Source organism: Mesorhizobium sp. WSM4306 (assembly GCF_007003975.1).
Lineage (GTDB): Bacteria > Pseudomonadota > Alphaproteobacteria > Rhizobiales > Rhizobiaceae > Mesorhizobium.
Genome location: NZ_VFTC01000003.1, coordinates 217,429 through 236,033, shown reverse-complemented (window position 1 = coordinate 236,033; position 18,605 = coordinate 217,429). Strand labels below are relative to the sequence as shown.

16 protein-coding genes are annotated in these 18,605 nt (G+C 63.9%); 3 read left to right on the top strand and 13 right to left on the bottom strand.

The window, feature by feature from the left end; translation table 11 throughout:
* Window positions 1-204 precede the first annotated feature (204 nt).
* From FJV77_RS06695 to FJV77_RS06685, 3 genes are all read left to right on the top strand, one after another.
* Complete coding sequence (locus FJV77_RS06695) at window positions 205-1,758, top strand: sodium:proton antiporter (protein ID WP_142866053.1); 1,554 nt, start codon at window positions 205-207, stop codon at window positions 1,756-1,758.
* Between the two features lie 203 nt (window positions 1,759-1,961).
* Window positions 1,962-2,870 carry an endonuclease/exonuclease/phosphatase family protein gene (locus tag FJV77_RS06690; RefSeq protein WP_142866052.1) on the top strand — a complete coding sequence of 303 codons (909 nt, stop codon included), beginning with the start codon at window positions 1,962-1,964 and terminating at the stop codon, window positions 2,868-2,870.
* Window positions 2,871-2,877: 7 nt separating this feature from the next.
* Complete coding sequence (locus FJV77_RS06685) at window positions 2,878-3,723, top strand: EamA family transporter (RefSeq protein WP_142866051.1); 846 nt, start codon at window positions 2,878-2,880, stop codon at window positions 3,721-3,723.
* A gap of 1 nt (window position 3,724) precedes the next feature.
* On the opposite strand, the gene FJV77_RS06680 is transcribed toward FJV77_RS06685, so the two are convergent.
* The 13 genes from FJV77_RS06680 to FJV77_RS06620 form a co-directional block, all read right to left on the bottom strand.
* Complete coding sequence (locus FJV77_RS06680) at window positions 3,725-4,033, bottom strand: Dabb family protein (protein ID WP_142866136.1); 309 nt, start codon at window positions 4,031-4,033, stop codon at window positions 3,725-3,727.
* A gap of 21 nt (window positions 4,034-4,054) precedes the next feature.
* Window positions 4,055-5,683 (bottom strand): GMC family oxidoreductase N-terminal domain-containing protein, encoded by a 1,629-nt coding sequence (locus tag FJV77_RS06675; protein WP_142866050.1) that lies wholly within the window; start codon window positions 5,681-5,683, stop codon window positions 4,055-4,057.
* A gap of 12 nt (window positions 5,684-5,695) precedes the next feature.
* On the bottom strand, window positions 5,696-6,457 hold the full coding sequence (locus FJV77_RS06670) for a 3-ketoacyl-ACP reductase (RefSeq protein ID WP_142866049.1): 762 nt from the start codon (window positions 6,455-6,457) through the stop codon (window positions 5,696-5,698).
* A 169-nt stretch (window positions 6,458-6,626) separates the two neighbouring features.
* Window positions 6,627-8,129 carry a GMC family oxidoreductase gene (locus FJV77_RS06665; protein ID WP_142866048.1) on the bottom strand — a complete coding sequence of 501 codons (1,503 nt, stop codon included), beginning with the start codon at window positions 8,127-8,129 and terminating at the stop codon, window positions 6,627-6,629.
* 4 nt (window positions 8,130-8,133) lie between these two features.
* Window positions 8,134-9,249, bottom strand: coding sequence for an ABC transporter ATP-binding protein (locus FJV77_RS06660; protein ID WP_142866047.1), 1,116 nt, complete (start codon window positions 9,247-9,249; stop codon window positions 8,134-8,136).
* 18 nt (window positions 9,250-9,267) lie between these two features.
* Window positions 9,268-10,212 (bottom strand): carbohydrate ABC transporter permease, encoded by a 945-nt coding sequence (locus FJV77_RS06655; RefSeq protein WP_142866046.1) that lies wholly within the window; start codon window positions 10,210-10,212, stop codon window positions 9,268-9,270.
* Window positions 10,209-11,159 carry a sugar ABC transporter permease gene (locus FJV77_RS06650; RefSeq protein WP_142866045.1) on the bottom strand — a complete coding sequence of 317 codons (951 nt, stop codon included), beginning with the start codon at window positions 11,157-11,159 and terminating at the stop codon, window positions 10,209-10,211. Before FJV77_RS06650 ends, FJV77_RS06655 begins: the two co-directional genes overlap by 4 nt.
* A gap of 147 nt (window positions 11,160-11,306) precedes the next feature.
* The gene (locus FJV77_RS06645; RefSeq protein WP_142866044.1) at window positions 11,307-12,560 is read right to left on the bottom strand and encodes an ABC transporter substrate-binding protein; all 1,254 of its coding nucleotides are present in this window, start codon (window positions 12,558-12,560) and stop codon (window positions 11,307-11,309) included.
* A 57-nt stretch (window positions 12,561-12,617) separates the two neighbouring features.
* Window positions 12,618-14,129: an aldehyde dehydrogenase family protein gene (locus FJV77_RS06640; protein ID WP_142866135.1), complete on the bottom strand. Its 1,512-nt coding sequence runs from the start codon at window positions 14,127-14,129 to the stop codon at window positions 12,618-12,620.
* A 10-nt stretch (window positions 14,130-14,139) separates the two neighbouring features.
* Window positions 14,140-14,916, bottom strand: a complete 777-nt coding sequence (locus tag FJV77_RS06635; RefSeq protein ID WP_142866043.1) for an enoyl-CoA hydratase/isomerase family protein — start codon at window positions 14,914-14,916, stop codon at window positions 14,140-14,142.
* Window positions 14,909-16,510 (bottom strand): acyl CoA:acetate/3-ketoacid CoA transferase, encoded by a 1,602-nt coding sequence (locus tag FJV77_RS06630; protein ID WP_142866042.1) that lies wholly within the window; start codon window positions 16,508-16,510, stop codon window positions 14,909-14,911. Before FJV77_RS06630 ends, FJV77_RS06635 begins: the two co-directional genes overlap by 8 nt.
* Window positions 16,507-17,508 carry a Gfo/Idh/MocA family oxidoreductase gene (locus FJV77_RS06625; protein ID WP_142866041.1) on the bottom strand — a complete coding sequence of 334 codons (1,002 nt, stop codon included), beginning with the start codon at window positions 17,506-17,508 and terminating at the stop codon, window positions 16,507-16,509. Before FJV77_RS06625 ends, FJV77_RS06630 begins: the two co-directional genes overlap by 4 nt.
* On the bottom strand, window positions 17,505-18,563 hold the full coding sequence (locus FJV77_RS06620; RefSeq protein WP_142866040.1) for a LacI family DNA-binding transcriptional regulator: 1,059 nt from the start codon (window positions 18,561-18,563) through the stop codon (window positions 17,505-17,507). Before FJV77_RS06620 ends, FJV77_RS06625 begins: the two co-directional genes overlap by 4 nt.
* Window positions 18,564-18,605: the final 42 nt, after the last annotated feature.

The window sequence follows — 18,605 nt, the reverse complement described above, 5'->3', positions numbered from 1 at the left end:
CTGCGCTTCCGGTGCTCACGTACCTAAGTACGCTCCGCTCCGGTTCTCGCAACCCAGCATTTTCGACTCGGCCTGACCTGAATCTCGACACATCCTGGCCGGCTCAAAATCAAACCGGCGCTATAAACACCTGCCGTTGGACAATCAACAGCATCTTGCCATCCAGCCACTGCCCACAATGCCGCTTCGCCGCTACGATGGGCCATGGCGCTTTTCGAACTGACCCTTGTCCTGCTTCTGGCCGCCGTCGCGCTGACGGCGCTGTCGCGACGGCTGGAAATTCCCTATCCGTCCCTGCTGGCTCTGGCCGGGGTCGCGATTGCCTTCGTGCCAGGCGCGCCGACGATCGAGATCGACCCGGAACTGGCGCTTGCCCTGTTCATCGCGCCAGTGCTTCTCGATGCCGCCTACGACACGTCGTTGCGCGACCTCAAGCGCTACCGGCTGTCGCTGGCGCTGCTGGCGCTTGGCGCAGTCGTCTTTACCACCGTGGTGGTTGCCTTCGTCGGCTGGAAGATGGCCGGCCTGCCGATCGCGGCGGCCATCGCGCTCGGCGCCATCGTCGCGCCGCCTGATGCAGTGGCGGCGTCTGCCGTGCTCAGCCAGTTCAAGGTGCCGCACCGCATCACCGCCATCCTGCAGGGCGAGAGCCTGCTCAACGATGCCACCGCGCTCTTGATCTACCGGTTGGCGGTTTCGGCGGCGCTCGGCACGATCATGCTGAGCAACGCCATTCCGGTGATCCTGCTGGCAACGATCGGCAGCGTCGTCGCCGGCTATCTGTTCGGCCGTGTCTCGCTGCTGACGCTGGCGCGCATCGAGGACGCGGCGAGCAGCACTGTGGTGCAGTTCGCCGGAACCTTTGCCGTGTGGATCATCGCCGACAAACTCGGCCTCTCCGCCATCATCACCATCGTCGTCTACGCCATCACCATTGCGCGCAGGGCACCCCGCCGCATGTCGGCGCGGCGCCGTGTCAGCACCTATTCGGTCTGGGAGTCGGCGGTGTTCGTGCTCAATGTGCTTGCCTTCGTGCTGATGGGCCTGCAGGCGCGCTCGATCGTCGGCAGGCTTGCCGGCGACGGCCAGGGCGAAGCCTTTCTCTTTGCCGGAACCGTGCTTGTCGTCGTCATCGTGGCGCGCCTGTTCTGGGTGGGGAGTTACGTCGCCATCATCCGATGGCTTGCCCGCCTCGGCAGCCAAGAGGCAAGGCGCGATCTGCCGACATTTGGCGGTGCCGTGCTGGTTGGCTGGTGCGGTATGCGCGGATTGGTGACACTGGTCGTGGCCATTGCCCTGCCGGCCGATTTTCCCCACCGCGACCCGATTGTGCTTGCCGCCTTTGCGGTGGTGCTGGGCACGCTGGTGCTGCAAGGGATGACCCTGAAGCCGCTGCTGCGCTGGATCAACTTCGCCCCGGACAGAACGGTCGACAACGAGGTGGCGCAGGCGCGTGTCGCCGTCATGCAGGCCGCACTCGATGTGCTCAGCCGCAAGACCTCGGCGGCGGCTGCCGTCGTGCGAGAACAGTTTGAAGCTCAGCGCGTGATCGCGGAAAACCCGGACGATGCACAGGCCGCCACCGAATACGACCGGTTGCGCCTCTATGCCATCAACCGCCAGCGCGACACGCTCGAGGAGCTGCGCCGCAACGGCACGATCGGCGACGAGGCCTATCACCGGCTGGAGGAAGAGATCGACTGGGCGGAACTGGCCGCATCGCCGGCGGGCCGGTTCCAGCCGCTGACGACCGACTAGCGCCAATTTCGCGCCGTCGCTTTCCACGGCGCGCCTCGCGGCGTGTTCCGGCCTGCAGAGGATACCGAGCCGAGCGGGAATCGGTGCATGATCGCGCAGCAAGGGCGGGGAGGCTTCTGGCACAAGCCGCTTCCATTGTCGTGCACATTGCAACCAATCCACTGAACCGCTACTGCCATCACCGAAAGTGAGCCGGATAAGCAATGAAGCTGGTCAGCTACAACATCCAGTACGGGTTCGGCAGCGATGGCCGCTACGATCTGACGCGCGCCGCGCGCATTGTCGACGGCGCCGACATCATCGCACTGCAGGAGGTCGAGCGGCACTGGCAGAGGACCAATGAGGACGACCAGCCGGAGATCCTGTCTAGGCTGCTGCCGGACTATCACTGGGTCTACGGCCCGGCCTTCGATATGGACGCCAGCGAGCGGCGCGATGGCCGCATCGTCAACCGCCGCCGGCAGTTCGGCACCATGCTGCTGTCGAAGCTGCCGATCGTCTGGTCGCGGCTGCACGCGCTGCCGATGCGCCGCACGCTGAGGCCGCTCAACACCCGCAATGCCGCACTCGAATGCATGATCCGCACACCTGCCGGCCCGGTAAGGGTTCTGTCACTGCATCTCGCCCATATAGCAGTGGAGGAGCGGCTGGAGCAGATCGACTATCTGCTTGCCGAACATCGCCGTGCGCCGTCCGAGGGCGGACCGTGGAGCGGCATCGATGACGAGCCTGCGCGCAACTGGACCAGCGGCGAAGCCGAGCCGGAAAGTCCGACGGCGGCGATCTGGATGGGCGATTTCAACATGGAGCCGGGGAGTGCTGAATACAGCCGCATCGTCGGCAGCACGCCCTATCATCGCGGTGCCGCTTATCTCGACGGTTTTGTCGATGCGGCTGTTGTCGCCAGCGAGCCGACAGATGACTTCCACACCCATGCGAAGACCATCGACGGCAAGGTGGCCAAGCGCCGGCTCGACCATTGCTTCATCAGTGGCATGTTCGCCGATCGCGTCCGCTCGGTCGGTGCCGATATTGGCGAGGTGGCGTCCGATCACTTCCCGGTCCGGGTCGACATCGATCTCGAAACGCCCCTGGGCTCGGGAGGTCGGTGAGCCCTCCATGACGCTTTTCGTCTTCTTTGCGGTGCTTGCAGCGGCCGCCATGCACGCGATCTGGAACGCGCTGGTCAAGGTGCATCTCGACCGTTTCCTGTCGATCACTCTGATGACGCTGGGCATGGGGGTTGCCGCGCTGTTCGTGCTGCCCTTCGTCGAGTTCCCGAAGGCCGAGGTGTGGCCCTACATCATCGCCTCGGTGATCTTCCATATGGGCTACCGGACCTTCCTGATCGGCGCCTACAAGGCCGGTGATTTCGCCCAGACCTATCCGCTGGCGCGCGGTACGGCGCCGCTGCTGACCGCGCTCGGCGGCGTTGTCGTGGTGCAGGAAATGCCGGCGCCGTTCGCCATCCTCGGCATCCTGCTGCTGTCGGCCGGCACGCTGGTGATGTCGTTCCGCGGCGGCGCGCATCTGGAGCGAATCAATCTGCGCGCGGTCGGCTTTGCGCTCGGCACCTCGATCTTTATCTCCAGCTACACGCTCTCCGACGGCAGCGGTGCGCGGCTGGCGGCGACCGCGCAGAGCTATGCCGCGTGGCTATTCATCTGCGACGCCCTTGGCGCGCTGGTGCTGTGCCTCGTGTTTCGCGGACCCAAGGCACTGCCTTTGCTGGCGCGCGACTGGAAGGCCGGGCTGTTCACCGGAGTGCTCAGCGGCGCCGCCTACTGGATCGTCATGTGGGCAATGACCAAGGCGCCGATCGCCTCGGTGGCGTCGCTGCGCGAGACCTCGATCCTTTTCGCCATGATGATCTCGGTCTTCGCGCTGGGCGAAAAGATGACGGGCTGGCGCGGTGCTGCCGCGCTCAGCATTGTCGCCGGTGTCGTCGCGCTCAGGCTTGGCTAGCTCAAACCTTCAGATCGAAGACCATCAGCCCGTCGGTGCCGCCTTCGAGTGCGGCGACCAATCGGGCGCCGGCGCGTTGATGCGCTTCATGCACCAGATAGGCGTCGCGGGCGGCGGCATCGCGGAAGTCGATGGTGAAGCCATGGTTGAAACCGCGCGCGAATGGCTCCGGGCTGACATTGGCGCTGAAATGGACCGTGTCCATGCCGTCGATCACTTGGCGCAGCGCTTCGAGGTCGGCATGGATCGCGGTGCGCTCGGCGTCCGCAACATCGCCGCGGAATTTAACGAAGACGCAGTGCCTGATCATCTGAGAGCCCTTCATGAACTGCTATGCGGCGCGATTGCCGGAGAAAACGGCCGGCGGCAGCGGCTCGCGGCCAAGGATAATATCCGAGCCCTTTTCGCCAACCATGATGGTCGGCGCATTGGTGTTGGAGGAGGGTATGCGCGGCATCACCGAAGCGTCGCAGACGCGCAAGCCTTCGATGCCGCGCAGGCGCAGGTCCGGTGTCACCACGGCCATATCGTCATGACCCATGCGACAGGTGCCCACGGGATGATGGTCGGTCTTGGCGGTGCGGCAGGCATAATCGATCAGCTCTTCATCGCTGGCGAGCGATGGGCTGGGCAGCACTTCGCGCAGCACGTAAGGGGCAAGCGCCTTCTGCCGCATGATTTCGCGCGCCAGTCTCAGCCCCTTGATCGACATCGCGCGATCATAGGGATCGGACCAGTAGTTCGGATCGATCAGCGGGTCGTCGGCCGGATCGCCGCTCTTCAGGCGCACCGTGCCGCGCGAGCGCGGACGCAGGAAAGCCGAGTTCAGCGTGACGCCCGGGTTGTTCAGTTTCTCGACGCCGGCCTCGATGCCGGAGCCGAGACCGAGATGGAACTGGATGTCGGGCGAGGCAGCCGTCGGGTCGGCGTACCAGAAGCCACCTGTTTCGAACAGGCTGGAGGCAACCGGCCCTTTCTTCAGTAGCAGATACTGCAGGCCGGCCCATGCCGTGCGGTGCAGCTTGGCGTAGTTGTCGTAGGTGTGGTCGCCGGTGCATTCGGCGATGACGAACAAATCGAGATGGTCCTGCATGTTGGAGCCGACGCCGGGCAGATCATGCACCGGCGTCACGCCGACCGATTTCAGGTGATCGGCCGGGCCGATGCCCGACTGCATCAATAGCTTCGGCGAACCGATGGCGCCGGACGAGACGATCACTTCGCGTTCGGCGCGCAGGATGGTCTTCTGGCCGCCGGGTTTGTCGACGATCTCGACGCCGATGGCGCGGCCTTTCTCGACGATGATGCGGGTCACCAGCACATCGGTCCTGACGGTCAGGTTCTTGCGGGCGCGGATCGGCTTCAGATAGGCGACCGAAGCGGATGAACGCCGGGCGTCCTTCTGGGTCAGCTGGTAATAGCCGACGCCTTCCTGGCTGGCGCCGTTGAAATCCGGGTTGAAGGGGATGCCCATCTCCTGGCCGGCACGGAAATAGGCCTCGCAGATCGGCAGCGGCGAAATCGGGTTCGACACGCCGAGCGGGCCCTGGTCGCCATGAAAATCGTTGGCGAAGCGCTGGTTGTTCTCAGCCCGCTTGAAATAGGGCAACACCTCGCGATAGCCCCAGCCGGTCAGGCCCTCTTCCTTCTCCCATGCGTCGTAGTCGCGAGCGTTGCCGCGCGTGTATATCTGGGCGTTGATGGAGGAGCCGCCACCGACCACCTTGGCCTGCGTGTACCAGAAGACGCGGTCCTGCATGTGCTTTTGCGGCACGGTCGACCAGCCCCAGGAAGCGATGCCCTTGGTCATCTTGGCAAAGCCCGCCGGCATGTGGATGTAGGGGTGCCAGTCCTTGCCGCCGGCCTCCAGCAACAGAACCGAATTTGAGGATTCCTCACTTAGCCGGTTGGCCAGAACACAGCCGGCGGGGCCGGCGCCCACGATGATATAGTCGGTCATGACACTGTCCACTTACAATCGCGGCACCGAGAGTGCGCCGTCGATGTTGATGATAGAGCCGGTCGAGAAGCCGAGTTTGCCAGCGGCAAGCGTTGCCACCACGGCGCCGATGTCGGACGCTTCGCCCCAGCGCTTTGCTGGCACCAGGCCGCCATCGATCAGCGCGTCGTATTTGGCTGTCACGCCCGCCGTCATTTCGGTGCGGATGATGCCTGGGCGCAGCTCGAACACGCCGATGTTTTCCGGCGCGAGCCTGAGCGCCAGGTTCTTCACCCACATGGACAGCCCAGCTTTCGAGATGCAGTAATCCGATCGTTCCGGTGAGGCCATTTCGGCGCTGACCGAGGTGATGGTGATGATCGACTTTGGATAGTCGCCTGGCGTGGCGAGCATGGCCTTGGCGACGGCCTGGCTGAGGAAGACGGTGCCGCGCAGGTTGATGTTCAGCGCACGGTCGAAATTCTCAGGCTTCAGCTCCAGCAGATCGCCGCGCACCGCGGCGCCGACGCCGGCATTGTTGACGAGACAGTCGATGCGGCCGAAGGCGCGTGTGGCGGCATCGACCAACACAGCGTGATCGTCGAGGTTGGCGATGTCACATCTGATATAGGCGAACTTCGCGCCACGTGCGGTGGTGTTTTCGGCCAAGCTGGGTGGCGCTTGTTCTGCAAGATCTGCGATGAGGATGTCGAAGCCCGCATCGGCCAATGCCTCGGCGCAAGCAAGACCAATGCCGCGCGCACCCCCGGTGATGATTGCGGAGGGGCGGGTCATTGGAGGCTAGCCTTGCGAAGGTCGGCGCTGCCCCTCATCGCCCTGCCGGGCACTTCTCCCCGTATAGGGACGGGGAGAAGGAGGCTGTCGCGGCCGCTTTCGCTAGCCGTCTTCTCCCCGTTTACGGGGAGAAGGTGCCGGCAGGCGGATGAGGGGCGGCGCTGACCTGTCATGCGGCCAACTCCGTCTTGCGGATATGGTCGGCAACTCGCAGCGCCTGCGCTGCAATCGAAAGCGCGGGGTTCACAGCCGCCGAATTCGGCAGGAAGCTCGCATCTACCACGAACAGGTTCCCGTGGTCGAAAGCGCGGCAGAACGGGTCAAGCGGCGACGTCGCCGGATCGTCGCCCATCTTGACCGTGCCGCACTGGTGCGACGGCGTGCGCTTGTCGAAGGGGCGCGACAGCACGATTGGATAGCCGCAGGCGCGGAAGTTTTCGCGCATCACCTTGGTCAGCCCGTCGAGCGACTGCATGTTGGAGCGCCGCCATTGCATGACGATGTCCTTGCCGTCGACCATGATACGGCTTTCCGGATCGGGCAGGTCCTCGCACATCAAATACCAATCGACGGCGTGACCGGCCATATAATCCAGTGCGAATTTCGGCACGGACTTCACATTGGCCTTCAGCATGTTGCCGTCGATCTTGCCGAGCAGCTGGACGTTGCCGAGCGGCTTGCCACCCTTGCCGTCGGAGAGATAATAATCGTTCAGCATCAGCGTCTTCTGGTAGACGGAATCGTTCCTGCGGCGCGGATCGATCGCCAGCATGGCGCTCGAATTGTGGTTCATGAAATTGCGGCCGACCTGGTCGGAGCGGTTGGCGAGACCCTTGCCATCGGCTGAGGGTGAGCGCAGCAGGATGGCGGCGGAGTTGACGGCGCCGGCGGACAGGATGACCAGCTTCGGCGACACTTTCTTCAGCTCGCCATTCTGCCGGTAGTGGATGGCCGATATGCTTTTGCCGTCGGGCGCCGCTTCGAGATACTCGGCATAGCAGCCTGTCTCGAGCCGAATCTTGCTGTCCTTCAGCGCTGCCGCCAGCGGCGCCGTCTGGGCGTCCATCTTGCCCTGACCGGTGTTGGGGAAAGCGTCCCAGCCGGTCTTGCCTTCCTTCAGCCAGGTATCGATGTCGACGCCGAGCGGCAGCGAGGCCGGATGCAGGCCGAGGCTTTTCAGCTCAGCGCGGGCACGGGCGATCGGCGCTTCGTCGGGCACTGGCTTGTAGGCATAGGGGACCGAGTGGAACGGCTCGGTAGGGTCTTCGCCGAGTGAGCCGCGGACGCGAAACAGCTGCTCGGCTTTCGAATACCAAGGCTCGAATTCGTCATAGGAAAACGGCCAGGCCGGCGAGATGCCGCCGAAGTGCTCCATCTCGGAGAAATCTTCCTTGCGGTAGCGAATCAGCACCGCGCCGTAGAATTTCGAATTGCCGCCGACATAGTAGTAATTGCCGGGATTGAAGGCCGCACCGCCGGCCTCGCGCCACATCTCCTTGGGCCGGTAGTGGCCATCGACGAAGATCGAGCGTGTGTCGCGGGCATGCGACGTTGCCGGCAAGGGTTCGCCGCGCTCCAGCATCAGGATCGAGGCACCGCTGCCGGCCAGACCGGAAGCGATCGTGGCGCCGCCGATGCCGGAGCCGATGATGACGATGTCCGGATTTGTCATAGCGTCAGCGAATGCGGTTCTCGGTCGTCGGATCGAAGAACACTGCCTTGGTCAGGTTGAAGGCCAGCGGCGTTCTGGTGCCCGGCTGGATGTTGGCGTCGGCGCGCAGCCGCGCCACAACGGGCTTGCCGCCGAGATTGGTGACCGCGAACGTGTCGGAACCCGCAGGCTCGACCACTTCGATGTGCAGGTCGGCGGTGGCGATGTTGGAGGCGTTGCGCTCGGCACCTTCCGGATCGGTCAGCGCTTCCGGCCGGACGCCGAAGATGATCGGCTTGCCCTGGAATTCCGAGAGGCCCGCCGGCGCATTGGCCATCGGCAACGTGATCGGCTCGCGCTGCTCGCGCTGCAAAACGACGGACAGCGCATTGCCCGATGTGGCGATGGTCGCCGGTATCAGGTTCATCGCCGGCGAGCCCATGAAGTCGGCGACGAACAGGTTGGTGGGGTTGTTGTAGATCTCGGCCGGCGTGCCGAACTGTTGCACCTCGCCGTCGCGCATGACGGCGATCTTGGTCGCCAGCGTCATGGCCTCGATCTGGTCGTGGGTGACGTAGACGATCGTGGTGCCGGTGGTGGCATGCAGTCGCTTGATCTCGATGCGCATGTCGACGCGCAGCTTGGCGTCGAGGTTGGACAAAGGCTCGTCGAACAGGAACAGTTTGGGGTCGCGCACCAGCGCCCGGCCCATGGCGACGCGCTGGCGCTGGCCGCCGGAAAGCTGGCTCGGCTTGCGCTGCAGGAGGTGGCCGATCTGCAGGACCTTGGCCACCTTGTCGATCGCCTTCTGGCGCTCGTCGGCCGGCACGCCGCGCATCTCCATGCCGAAGGAGATGTTCCCGGCCACCGTCATGTTCGGGTAGAGCGCATAGCTCTGGAACACCATGGCGATGTCACGCTTGGACGGGTGCAGATCGTTGATGGCGCGACCGTCGACACGGATCTCGCCCTCGGTGATCTGCTCCAGGCCGGCGATGGTGTTGAGCAAGGTGGACTTGCCGCAGCCGGACGGGCCGACCAGCACCAGGAAGCCACCCTTTTCGAGCTCGACATCGATGCCCTTCAGGATTTCAACATTTCCGAAGCGCTTCTTCAGCCCATCAATTTCCAGAAAAGCCATGGGTTATTCCTTCCTAGCTCAGCCTTTGACCGCGCCGGCCATCAGCCCGCGCACGAAATAGCGGCCGGCGACGATGTAGACGATTAGGGTGGGGAGCGCGGCGATCATCGCGGCCGCCATGTTGACGTTGTATTCGACGACGCCGGTCGAAGTGTTGACGACGTTGTTCAGCGCCACCGTCATCGGCATCACGTCGCCGGACCCGGCATAGGCGGAGGCGAACAGGAAGTCGTTCCAGATGTTGGTGAACTGGTAGATCACCGTCACGACGATGATCGGCAGCGAATTGGGCAGCATGATGCGCCGAAATATCTGGAAGAAGGAGGCGCCGTCGACCTGTGCCGCCTTGATCAACTCGGTGGGGAAGGCTTCGTAATAATTGCGGAAGAAGAGCGTGGTGAAGCCAAGGCCGTAGACCACGTGGACGAAGACCAGATTGACGGTCGAATTGCCGAGGCCGAAATTAAAGCCGGTGGCGTTCTGCAGGGTGACGCCGAAGCGGCCGAGGCTGCCGAGGATCGTCGCCATCGGCAACAGCACCGACTGGAACGGAATGAAGCAGGCAAACAGCATCATGGCGAAGACCAGCGTGTGGCCGCGGAAGCGCCATTTGGTCAGCACGTAACCGTTGAGCGCGCCGAGCAGCGTCGAGATCAGCACAGCCGGCACGACCATCTTGATGGAGTTCCAGAAGTAGCCCTTCATGCCGACGCAGGTCAGGCCCGAGCAGACTTCGCTCCACGCCTTTATCCATGGCGCGAAAGTCGGCGCATGGGGCAGCGACAGCATGTTGCCGTTCTGGATCTCGTCCATGGTCTTGAACGACGTGACCAGCATGACGAACAGCGGCATCAGGTAGAACAGCGCAAACAGCGCCAGCAGCCCGTAGATGACGACGCGGTTGAGGGTCTTGCTGCTGATGCCGCTAGAGGCCTGGCGGGCAGGGGTGGCGACAGCGCTCATCGCGGCTTCTCCCGCAGTTCCGAATAGAGATAGGGCACGATGATGGCGACGATGGTCATCAGCATGATCACGGCACTGGCCGAACCGACGGCCATTTCGTTGCGCTTGAAAGTGTACTCATACATGAAGTTGGACGGCAGCCAGGCCGAGCCGCCGGGGCCGCCGCTGGTCAGCGCAACGACAAGGTCGTACGACTTGATGGCGAGGTGGGCGAGCACGATGAAGGCCGACAGGAAGATCGGCCGCAGCAGCGGGATGACGATGCGGCGGTAGAGCTGAAAGGTGGTGGCGCCATCGATCTGCGCTGCCTTCATGATCTCGCCGTCTATGCCGCGAAGCCCGGCAAGGAACATCGCCATGATGAAGCCGGAGGCTTGCCAGACGCCGGCAATGACCACCGTGTAGATGACGAAATCCTTGTTCTTGATCCAGTCGAAATGGAAGCTCGTCCAGCCCCACTGATGCAGCGTCTGTTCGAGGCCAAGGCCCGGATCGAGGAACCATTTCCAGGCGACGCCGGTGACGATGAAGGACAGCGCCATCGGGTAGAGATAGATCGGCCGCAACACGCCTTCGCCGCGGATCTTCTGGTCGAGCAGGATGGCCAGGAACAGGCCGAGCGCCAGGCAGATGGCGATGTAGAGAAAGCCGAAAATGCCCATATTGGTGATCGACGTGTACCAGCTCGATGGCGGGTCGGTGTCGAAGGTCCAGCCCCACAGGCGCTGATAGGCGCGCGAGCCGGTGATGACATAGGACGGGAAGGTCTTGGAATTGGTGAAGGACAGATAGATCGTCCACAGGATGAAGCCGTAGACGAAGACGATGGTGATGGCGAAGCTCGGCGCCAGCACGAGCTTGGGCAGGGCGTCCTGCAGGCGGGAGCGCACCGAGGGGCGTGACCGCTCCGGCGTCAGCTTGATCTGGGTTGTCGCTACGCTGCTCATGAGGCTCCTCCCGTTTCGGGTCGTCCCAGCTCTGCCGTCAGGCGGCAAGGCGGCCCGTTCATACGGGTCCTTGGTCGGCACGAGCCGGCCAATCCTGAGGTGGAACCTTCCCCGCCTAGGCGGGGAAGGTGTTTTTAAGGCTAGTGCTTACTTGGCGTCGTCAATCGCCTTGACCAGTTCGGTCACGGCTTCGTCCGAGGTCTTGATCTGACCATGGACGAACTTCGACACGACGTCCTTGTAGGCATTGGCGACCGCCGGAGGCGCGCCATAACCCTGGGCGAGCGAGCCGAACAGCGTGCCGCGCTCGTTCGCAGCCTTCAGATCGGCGATGCCTTTCTTGCCGCAAGCGTCGAAGTCGGTGTCCGGAACGTCGGTACGCGCCGGAACCGAACCCTTGACGACGTTGAAGGCCGACTGAAAGCTCTTCGACAGGGTTGCGGTGGCCAACGCGACCTGGGCGGCCTTGCGGTCGTCCGGGACGTTGAACATGCCGAACATGTCGGAGTTGTAGACCACTGAGCCTTCCGTGCCCGGGAAGCGATAGCACAGGAAGTCCGTGCCCGGCGTTTTCTTGGCGGCGTTGAACTCGCCCTTGGCCCAGTCACCCATCACCTGGACAAGGGCATCGCCCTTGATGACCATGGCGGTGGCAAGGTTCCAGTCGCGGCCCGAGAAGTTCGGGTCGACATAGGTGACGAGCTTGGCGAGGTTGTCGAACGACTTCTTCATCGTGTCCGACTTGAGGGACGCGTCGTCGAGATCGTTGAAGGCCTTCTTGTAGAACTCTGGTCCACCGGTCGACAGCACGACCGAGTCGAACATGGTGGCTTCCTGCCAGTTCTGGCCGCCGAGAGCGAGCGGGATGACGCCAGCCGCCTTGGCCTTGTCGAGCAGGGCGATGAAGTCGTCGAAGGTCTTCGGCTCGGTGCCGCCGATCTTGTCCATCACCGCCTTGTTGATCCACAGCCAGTTGACGGAGTGGACGTTGACCGGAGCCGCGACCCACTTGCCGTCATAGACGGAGAACTTCTGCAGGGCTGCCGGAACCGACTTGTCCCAGCCTTCCTTCTTCGCCGTTTCGGTCAGGTCGCCCATGACGCCGGCCGCCGCATAATCGAGCACGGTGTAGCCGAGCATCTGCGAAGCGGTCGGGTAATTGCCGGCTGCGACCATCGCCTTCAGCGCGGTCATGGCGGCGTCGCCGCCACCGCCGGCCACGGGCACGTCTTTCCAGGCATAGCCTTCCTTGGCCAGATCGCCCTTGAGGACGTTGAGAGCAGCCGCTTCGCCGCCCGACGTCCACCAATGCAGCATCTGCACTTCCTTGACGTCCTCGGCATGCGCCGAGAAAGCAAAGGTCGTCGCCAGAGCCGTTCCGATAAGCAGTTTGCGCAACATGTACTACCTCCCTTGTTGCATTACACCACCGGTGGAAGCCCACCGGTTCTTCCAAACTCAGCCGACCCACCAACCGGTGCGCTGGCCGCGATGAAACTGGATTGTCTTTTCCTCGGTATAATCCTCGACAGCGCGTTTGCCGAGTTCGCGTCCGATGCCGGACTGCTTGTAGCCCCCGAATGGCAGCTCGGGGTAGCCTTCCATGAATGTGTTCACCCAAACCGTTCCCGAACGCACACCACGCGCCACCGACATACAGGTGTCGATGCTGGCGCTCCACACCCCTGCCGACAGACCATAAGGCGTGTTGTTGGCGATGTGCAACGCCTTTTCAATCGTTTCAAAAGTCAGCACCGAGAGCACCGGCCCGAACACTTCCTCACGCGCAATGGCCATGTCCTCGGTAACATCGCGGACAATGGTGGGATCAAGGTATTGGCCGGCATTGGAGGTCAACTGCTTGCCGCCGCTGTAGACGATGCTGCCCCCGCTCGCAGCTGCCGTGACGTAGCTCGCGACTTTATTCAGATGATCGGCGGAAATCATCGCGCCGACCTTGGTTTGGTCGTCGAGCGGGTCACCGACCCTCACCTTGGCGGTCAGGGCCTTGACAGTGGCGAGGAAATCATCGGCAATCGCCTCGTGCACGATGAGCCGGCTGCCGGCATTGCAGCATTCGCCGGCGTTGAAGAAGCCGCCGAAGACAGCGGCGTCGGCGGCCGCCTTGAGGTCGGCATCGGGGAAAACGATCTGGCCGTTCTTGCCGCCGAGTTCCATCGAGACTTTCTTCAGCGATTGCGCGGCTGAAGCCATGGTCATCTTGCCGACGCGGGTCGAACCGGTGAACGACACCATCTCGACCAAGGGATGGCTGACCATCGGCGCACCGACATCGGCGCCGAGACCGGCCAGAATGTTGACGACACCGGCGGGCAGGCCGGCCTGCATCAGGATATCGCCGAGCAGGAAGGTCGAGGCCGAGGTCATTTCTGAGGGCTTCACCACGGCCGTGCAGCCGGCGGCGAGCGCGAAAGGCAGTTTCTGGCTGACGATGAGGAAAGGGAAATTCCACGGCGTGATGATGGAGACGACGCCGATCGGTTCGCGCAGCACGACGCCCAGCATGGCGTCGCCGAGATTGGCGTAGCTCTCGCCATGCAGCGTGCGGGCAAGCGAGGCAGCATAGCGCCAGATGTCGACGGCGCCGCCGATTTCGCCGCGCGCCTGAGCGATCGGCTTGCCGGATTCCAGCGCATCGAGCCGGGCGATGTCTTCCAACCGGGTCTCGATCAGGTCGGCCGTCCTGAGCAGGATGGCGGCGCGCTCCGATGCCTTTATGCGCGGCCAGGGGCCGGTCTCGAAAGCTTTGTGCGCTGCCTGCATCGCCGCTTCCACCTCGGCCGCGCCGGCCTGTGCATAGCGCGAAACGGTGAAGCCGTGGCCGGGGCTGTTGCGCTCCAGCGTACGGCCGTCGCGGGCATCGACATGCTTGCCGTCGATCAGGAGCTTGTAAGCCTTTGGCGCCTTGGACGCCTCAGTCGGCATGGAAATGTTGAGCGGTGCGTTCATCATGCTTTCTCTAGGATCTCGAAAAGGCCGGCTTTTGCTTCGTCTTGAAGGCGCCGACGCCGGCTTTGAGGTCGCAGGTCAGCGCAATGAAGCCGCTGGCCAGCGCCTCGGTCGCGGCGGCGCTTTCCTCGCCTTCGGCGACGGCAGTCATCAACTTGGCGGCTTCGGTTGCTAGCGGCCCGCGCTCGGCGATTTTTTGCGCCCACGCCTTGGCTTCGGCGAAGGCCTGGCCGGTCTCGACCACACGGTCGACGATGCCGAGGGTGAGCGCGTCGGGCGCAGCAAAGACTTCGCCGCCGAGCGCCATGCGGCGCACGATCTGAGCACCGAAGCGGCGTACGGCGCGTTGCGTGCCGGACCAGCCGGGCACGACGCCGATCGATGTCTCGGGGAAGCCGAGCTTGATGTGGGTTTCGGCGACACGGAAGTCGCAGGCGACCGCCAGTTCCAACCCGCCGCCCAGCGCGTGGCCGGAAAGAACGGCGATGGTCGGCTGCCGGAGCCGCGCCAGCCGGTCGAAGACGCGGTGGCCGTAGCGCACCCATTGCACCTGGAAATCGGCTGCGCTCATCTGCGCCCAGGCCTCGACATCGCCGCCGGCGCAAAAGCCCTTGCCTTCGCCACGGATCAGAACGACGCGCACGCCTTCGGCGAGTTCCGCCTCGTCGAGCGCGGCTTCCAGCGCGCGCAGCATCGGGATGTCCAGCGCGTTGAATTTTTCCGGCCGGTGCAGCGTGACGATGCCGATGGCGCCGTCCTGCTCGAAGCTGACGAGGCGCTCAGCCATGTGCGCCTCCGAGCGAAGCGCTGCCATTGAGCGACAGGCCGATCGGCCGATCGTGGTAGAGGGCCGCCGGCGTCACCTTGAGATCGTTGGCGACGCCGAGCGGTGTCTCGGACTGCGCCAGCACATCGCGCTCGAGGTCGATGCCCGGCGCCAGTTCCGTCACCATCAGACCGTCCGGCGTCAGCTTCATCACGCAACGCTCGGTGACGTAAGTGATGTCCTGCCCCTGCGCGACGGCGCGTTTTCCCGAGAAGGAGATATGCTCGACCTCGTTGACCACCTTCTTGACCTTGCCTTCCGCGTCGATGCGGATGCCGCCGTCGGCCAGCGACAGTTTGGCGCCGGCATTGAAGAAGCCGGAGAAGACGATCTTCTTTGCCCGCGCGGTGATGTCGACGAAGCCACCTGCGCCGGCGGTGACATGCGGCCGTGCCGACAGCTTGGAGACATTGACCGAGCCGTGGCGGTCGATCTGCAGGAAGGACAGCAGCGAGGCGTCGAAGCCGCCGGCCTGGAAGTAGATAAACTGGTGGGGCGAGGGCATGATCGCCTCGGCGTTGGAGGCACAGCCGAACTTGAAGTCGAGCAGCGGCACGCCGCCGACAGCGCCCTGTTCGATCACCCAGGTGACCTTGCCGTGCTGGCCTTCCTCGAGGAGGATGCGCGGCACGTTGGCCGAGATGCCGAAGCCGATGTTGACGGCCATGCCGTCGCTGAGTTCCATCGCAACGCGGCGCGCGATCACCTTCTGGACGTTCATCTCGGCGTTGCGGAAGCTCGACAGCGGCCGGAAGATCTCGCCTGAAATCGCCGGATCATAAGGCGTCAGCGTCGTCTGCAACTGATCCGGCGCGACCACGATATGGTCGACCAGAACGCCGGGCACGCGCACATCATGCGGCTTCAGCGTGCCGTTCTCGACCACGCGCTTGACCTGCGCGATGACGATGCCGCCATTGTTGCGGGCAGCGAGCGCCTGTTCGAGACCGCCGAGATAGGCGCCTTCATGCTCATAGGTGAGGTTGCCGCGCTCGTCGGCGGTGGTGGCGCGGATGATCGAGATGTTGGGTACGATCGAGCGGAAATAGAGCCATTCCTCGCCGTCGAACTGCTGCACCGAGACGATCGGCTCGCTGGCGGCCGCGTTCATGGCGCAGCCCTGGTGGCGCGGATCGGCGAAAGTGTCGAGGCCGACCTTGGTCAGCACGCCCGGCCGCTTGGCGGCGGCCTCCCGATGCATGTCGAACAGGATGCCTGAGGGGACGTTGTAGGCGGCAACCGAATTGTCGCCGATCATCTTCCAGATCTGCGGCGGCTCGGACGAGGAGGGGCCTGAGGGATAGGAGCCGCACAGCGTGCGCTTCAACAGGCCGGGTTTGGCCAGATGGTCGATGCCCTTGATGCCGTACATGTCGCCGGCGGCGATCGGATGCAGCGTGGTGATATTTTTTGGATGACCTTCCGCATCGAAGCGCTCGCCGATGGCGGCCAGCACGGCATCCGGGCAACCGAGGCCGCTCGACGAGGACACGGATACGGTCATGCCGTCCTTGATCAGGCCGGCAGCTTGCGCCGCGGAGACAAGCTTGTTCACGCGGCACCCCCAAGCTTGGGATCGATGGCGACAGCCTTGCCGGATTTCTCCGACAGCAAGGCCGCTTCGGCTGACGCAACCGACCAGACGCCGTCCTCGCCGGTGGCGGAGGGTTGGCCTTTGCCGCTGATGGCGGCGTGGAATTGACGCAGCGACCGGACGTAGAGGTCTTCGTGGTCGAAACTCAGTTCCTCCTGGCCCTTGGCTGTGCGCAGCAGCACCGTGCCGACCGGCTTTTGCGTCATCACATTTTTGCCGATCAACGAGCCTTCCGAACCATGCACCTCGAAGCCGGTGTCGGCGAACTTTGTGGTGAAGCCTTCATGCGATTGGGCAATCACGCCGGACTTGAAGCGCCAGATGCACATGGCGCCGTCTTCCAGCCCGCTGCCGGCCATGCCGGCCGACTGGGTAAAGGCCGCTATCTCGATCGGATCGTCGCCAAGCACGAAACGCAGCGTGTCGGCATCGTGCACGGTGATGTCGAGGACCACCCCGCCGCCGGCCTCAGGTTTGGTGATGCGCCAACCCTGCAGGTTCTCCGGCAGGTAGACGGAATGGAAGACGCGCGCGGCGATCGGCTTGCCGATGCGGCCGGCTGATATGGCATCGCGCATGGCGCGGTGGGCGCCGGCATTGCGCAGATGATGGTTGGTGCCGAGGACGACCCCTGCTGCCTCCGCCGTTGCGACCATTGTGCGCGCATCGGCGCTGGTCAGCGCCAGCGGCTTCTCGCACAGAACATGCTTTCCCGCCTTCATGGCAGCCAGCGCCTGTTCAAGATGCAGTTCATTGGTGGCGTCGATGCCGGCGCCGAGCAGGTCGTCGAGCGTCGAGACGGCGAGCGGAATGTCGTTTTCCGCGGCATAGGCCTTGGCCCGCTCCGGGCTGGAGCTCATCACCGCTGATATCTCGCCATCTGCTTGCGCTCGGATGGCGTTGATCATGAATTGTTTGGCGATCGTGCTGGCGCCAATCAGTCCCCATCTGACGCTCATGCGGCGTCTCCCATTCCTGCAGGCCTGTTTTGGGTGCGGCGATCGGGACCGCAGCTTTCCCTGACGACCAGATTGACGGCGCCGATATGGTCCTCGGCACGTGTGGTGCGCGACTGGATCATCTTCAGCATGACGTGCGCGGCACGCTCGCCAAGGCCTGCCGTATCCACCGAAACACTGGTCAGCGCCGGCATGTAGTGCTCGGCCTCGACCACGTCGTCGAAACCGACAACGGCGAAATCCGCGCCGGGCTCCAGCCCGCGCTTACGCAGCGCCAGCATGACGCCGAAGGCAACGGCGTCGTTGAAACACAGCGCCGCCGTCGGCGGCTCGGGCATGGCAAGGGCGGTTTCCAGGCAGGCGATGCCGCCCCTGCGGCTGGTCTCGCCTTCGACGACGAGCACGTCGCGCCTGGCAATGCCAAGCGTTTCGCATGCCTCGCGAAAGCCGCCCAGGCGCTCCTGATAGACGACCAGATCGGAGGTGCCGCCGAAGAAGGCAAGCCGGCGATGGCCCTTGCCGATCAGATGGGCGGCGGCGAGGTACGCGCCGCGATGATTGTCGGGCGCGATCACCGGGATCCGGCTGTCCGGCAGCCGGCGCATGGCGAAGACGACCGGCACGCCCGCCGTCTCAAGACGGCGGAAGGCGCCCGGCGTGGTGCCGCGCGCCGGCGACACGATCAGCCCGGCGACGCCCTGTTCCATCAGCGATTTCAAGACTTCTTCCTGGCGCACCGGATTCTCCGCCGTGTTGGCGATGAACGGCACGATGCCGGCCGACTGGAAGACACGCTCCATGCCGACCGCCAGCTCGGCGAAAAAAGGGTTGGTGAGATCGTTAATGACCATGCCGATGACGTTGGAATGGGCCTTGCGCAGGTTGGCGGCGCCACGGTTGTAGACATAGCCGACATCCTCGATCGCCTTGCGAACTTTGAGCGCGGTTTCAGGCCGGATCAGCCCTGAGCCTTGCAGCACGAGCGACACGGTCGATTTGGACACACCGGCCTCGCGGGCGATGTCCAGGATCGTTGCCTTGGGCCGGCTGGCCATACGGTTGGCTTCCTCCGCCTGAATTGGAAAATCTATTGGAAC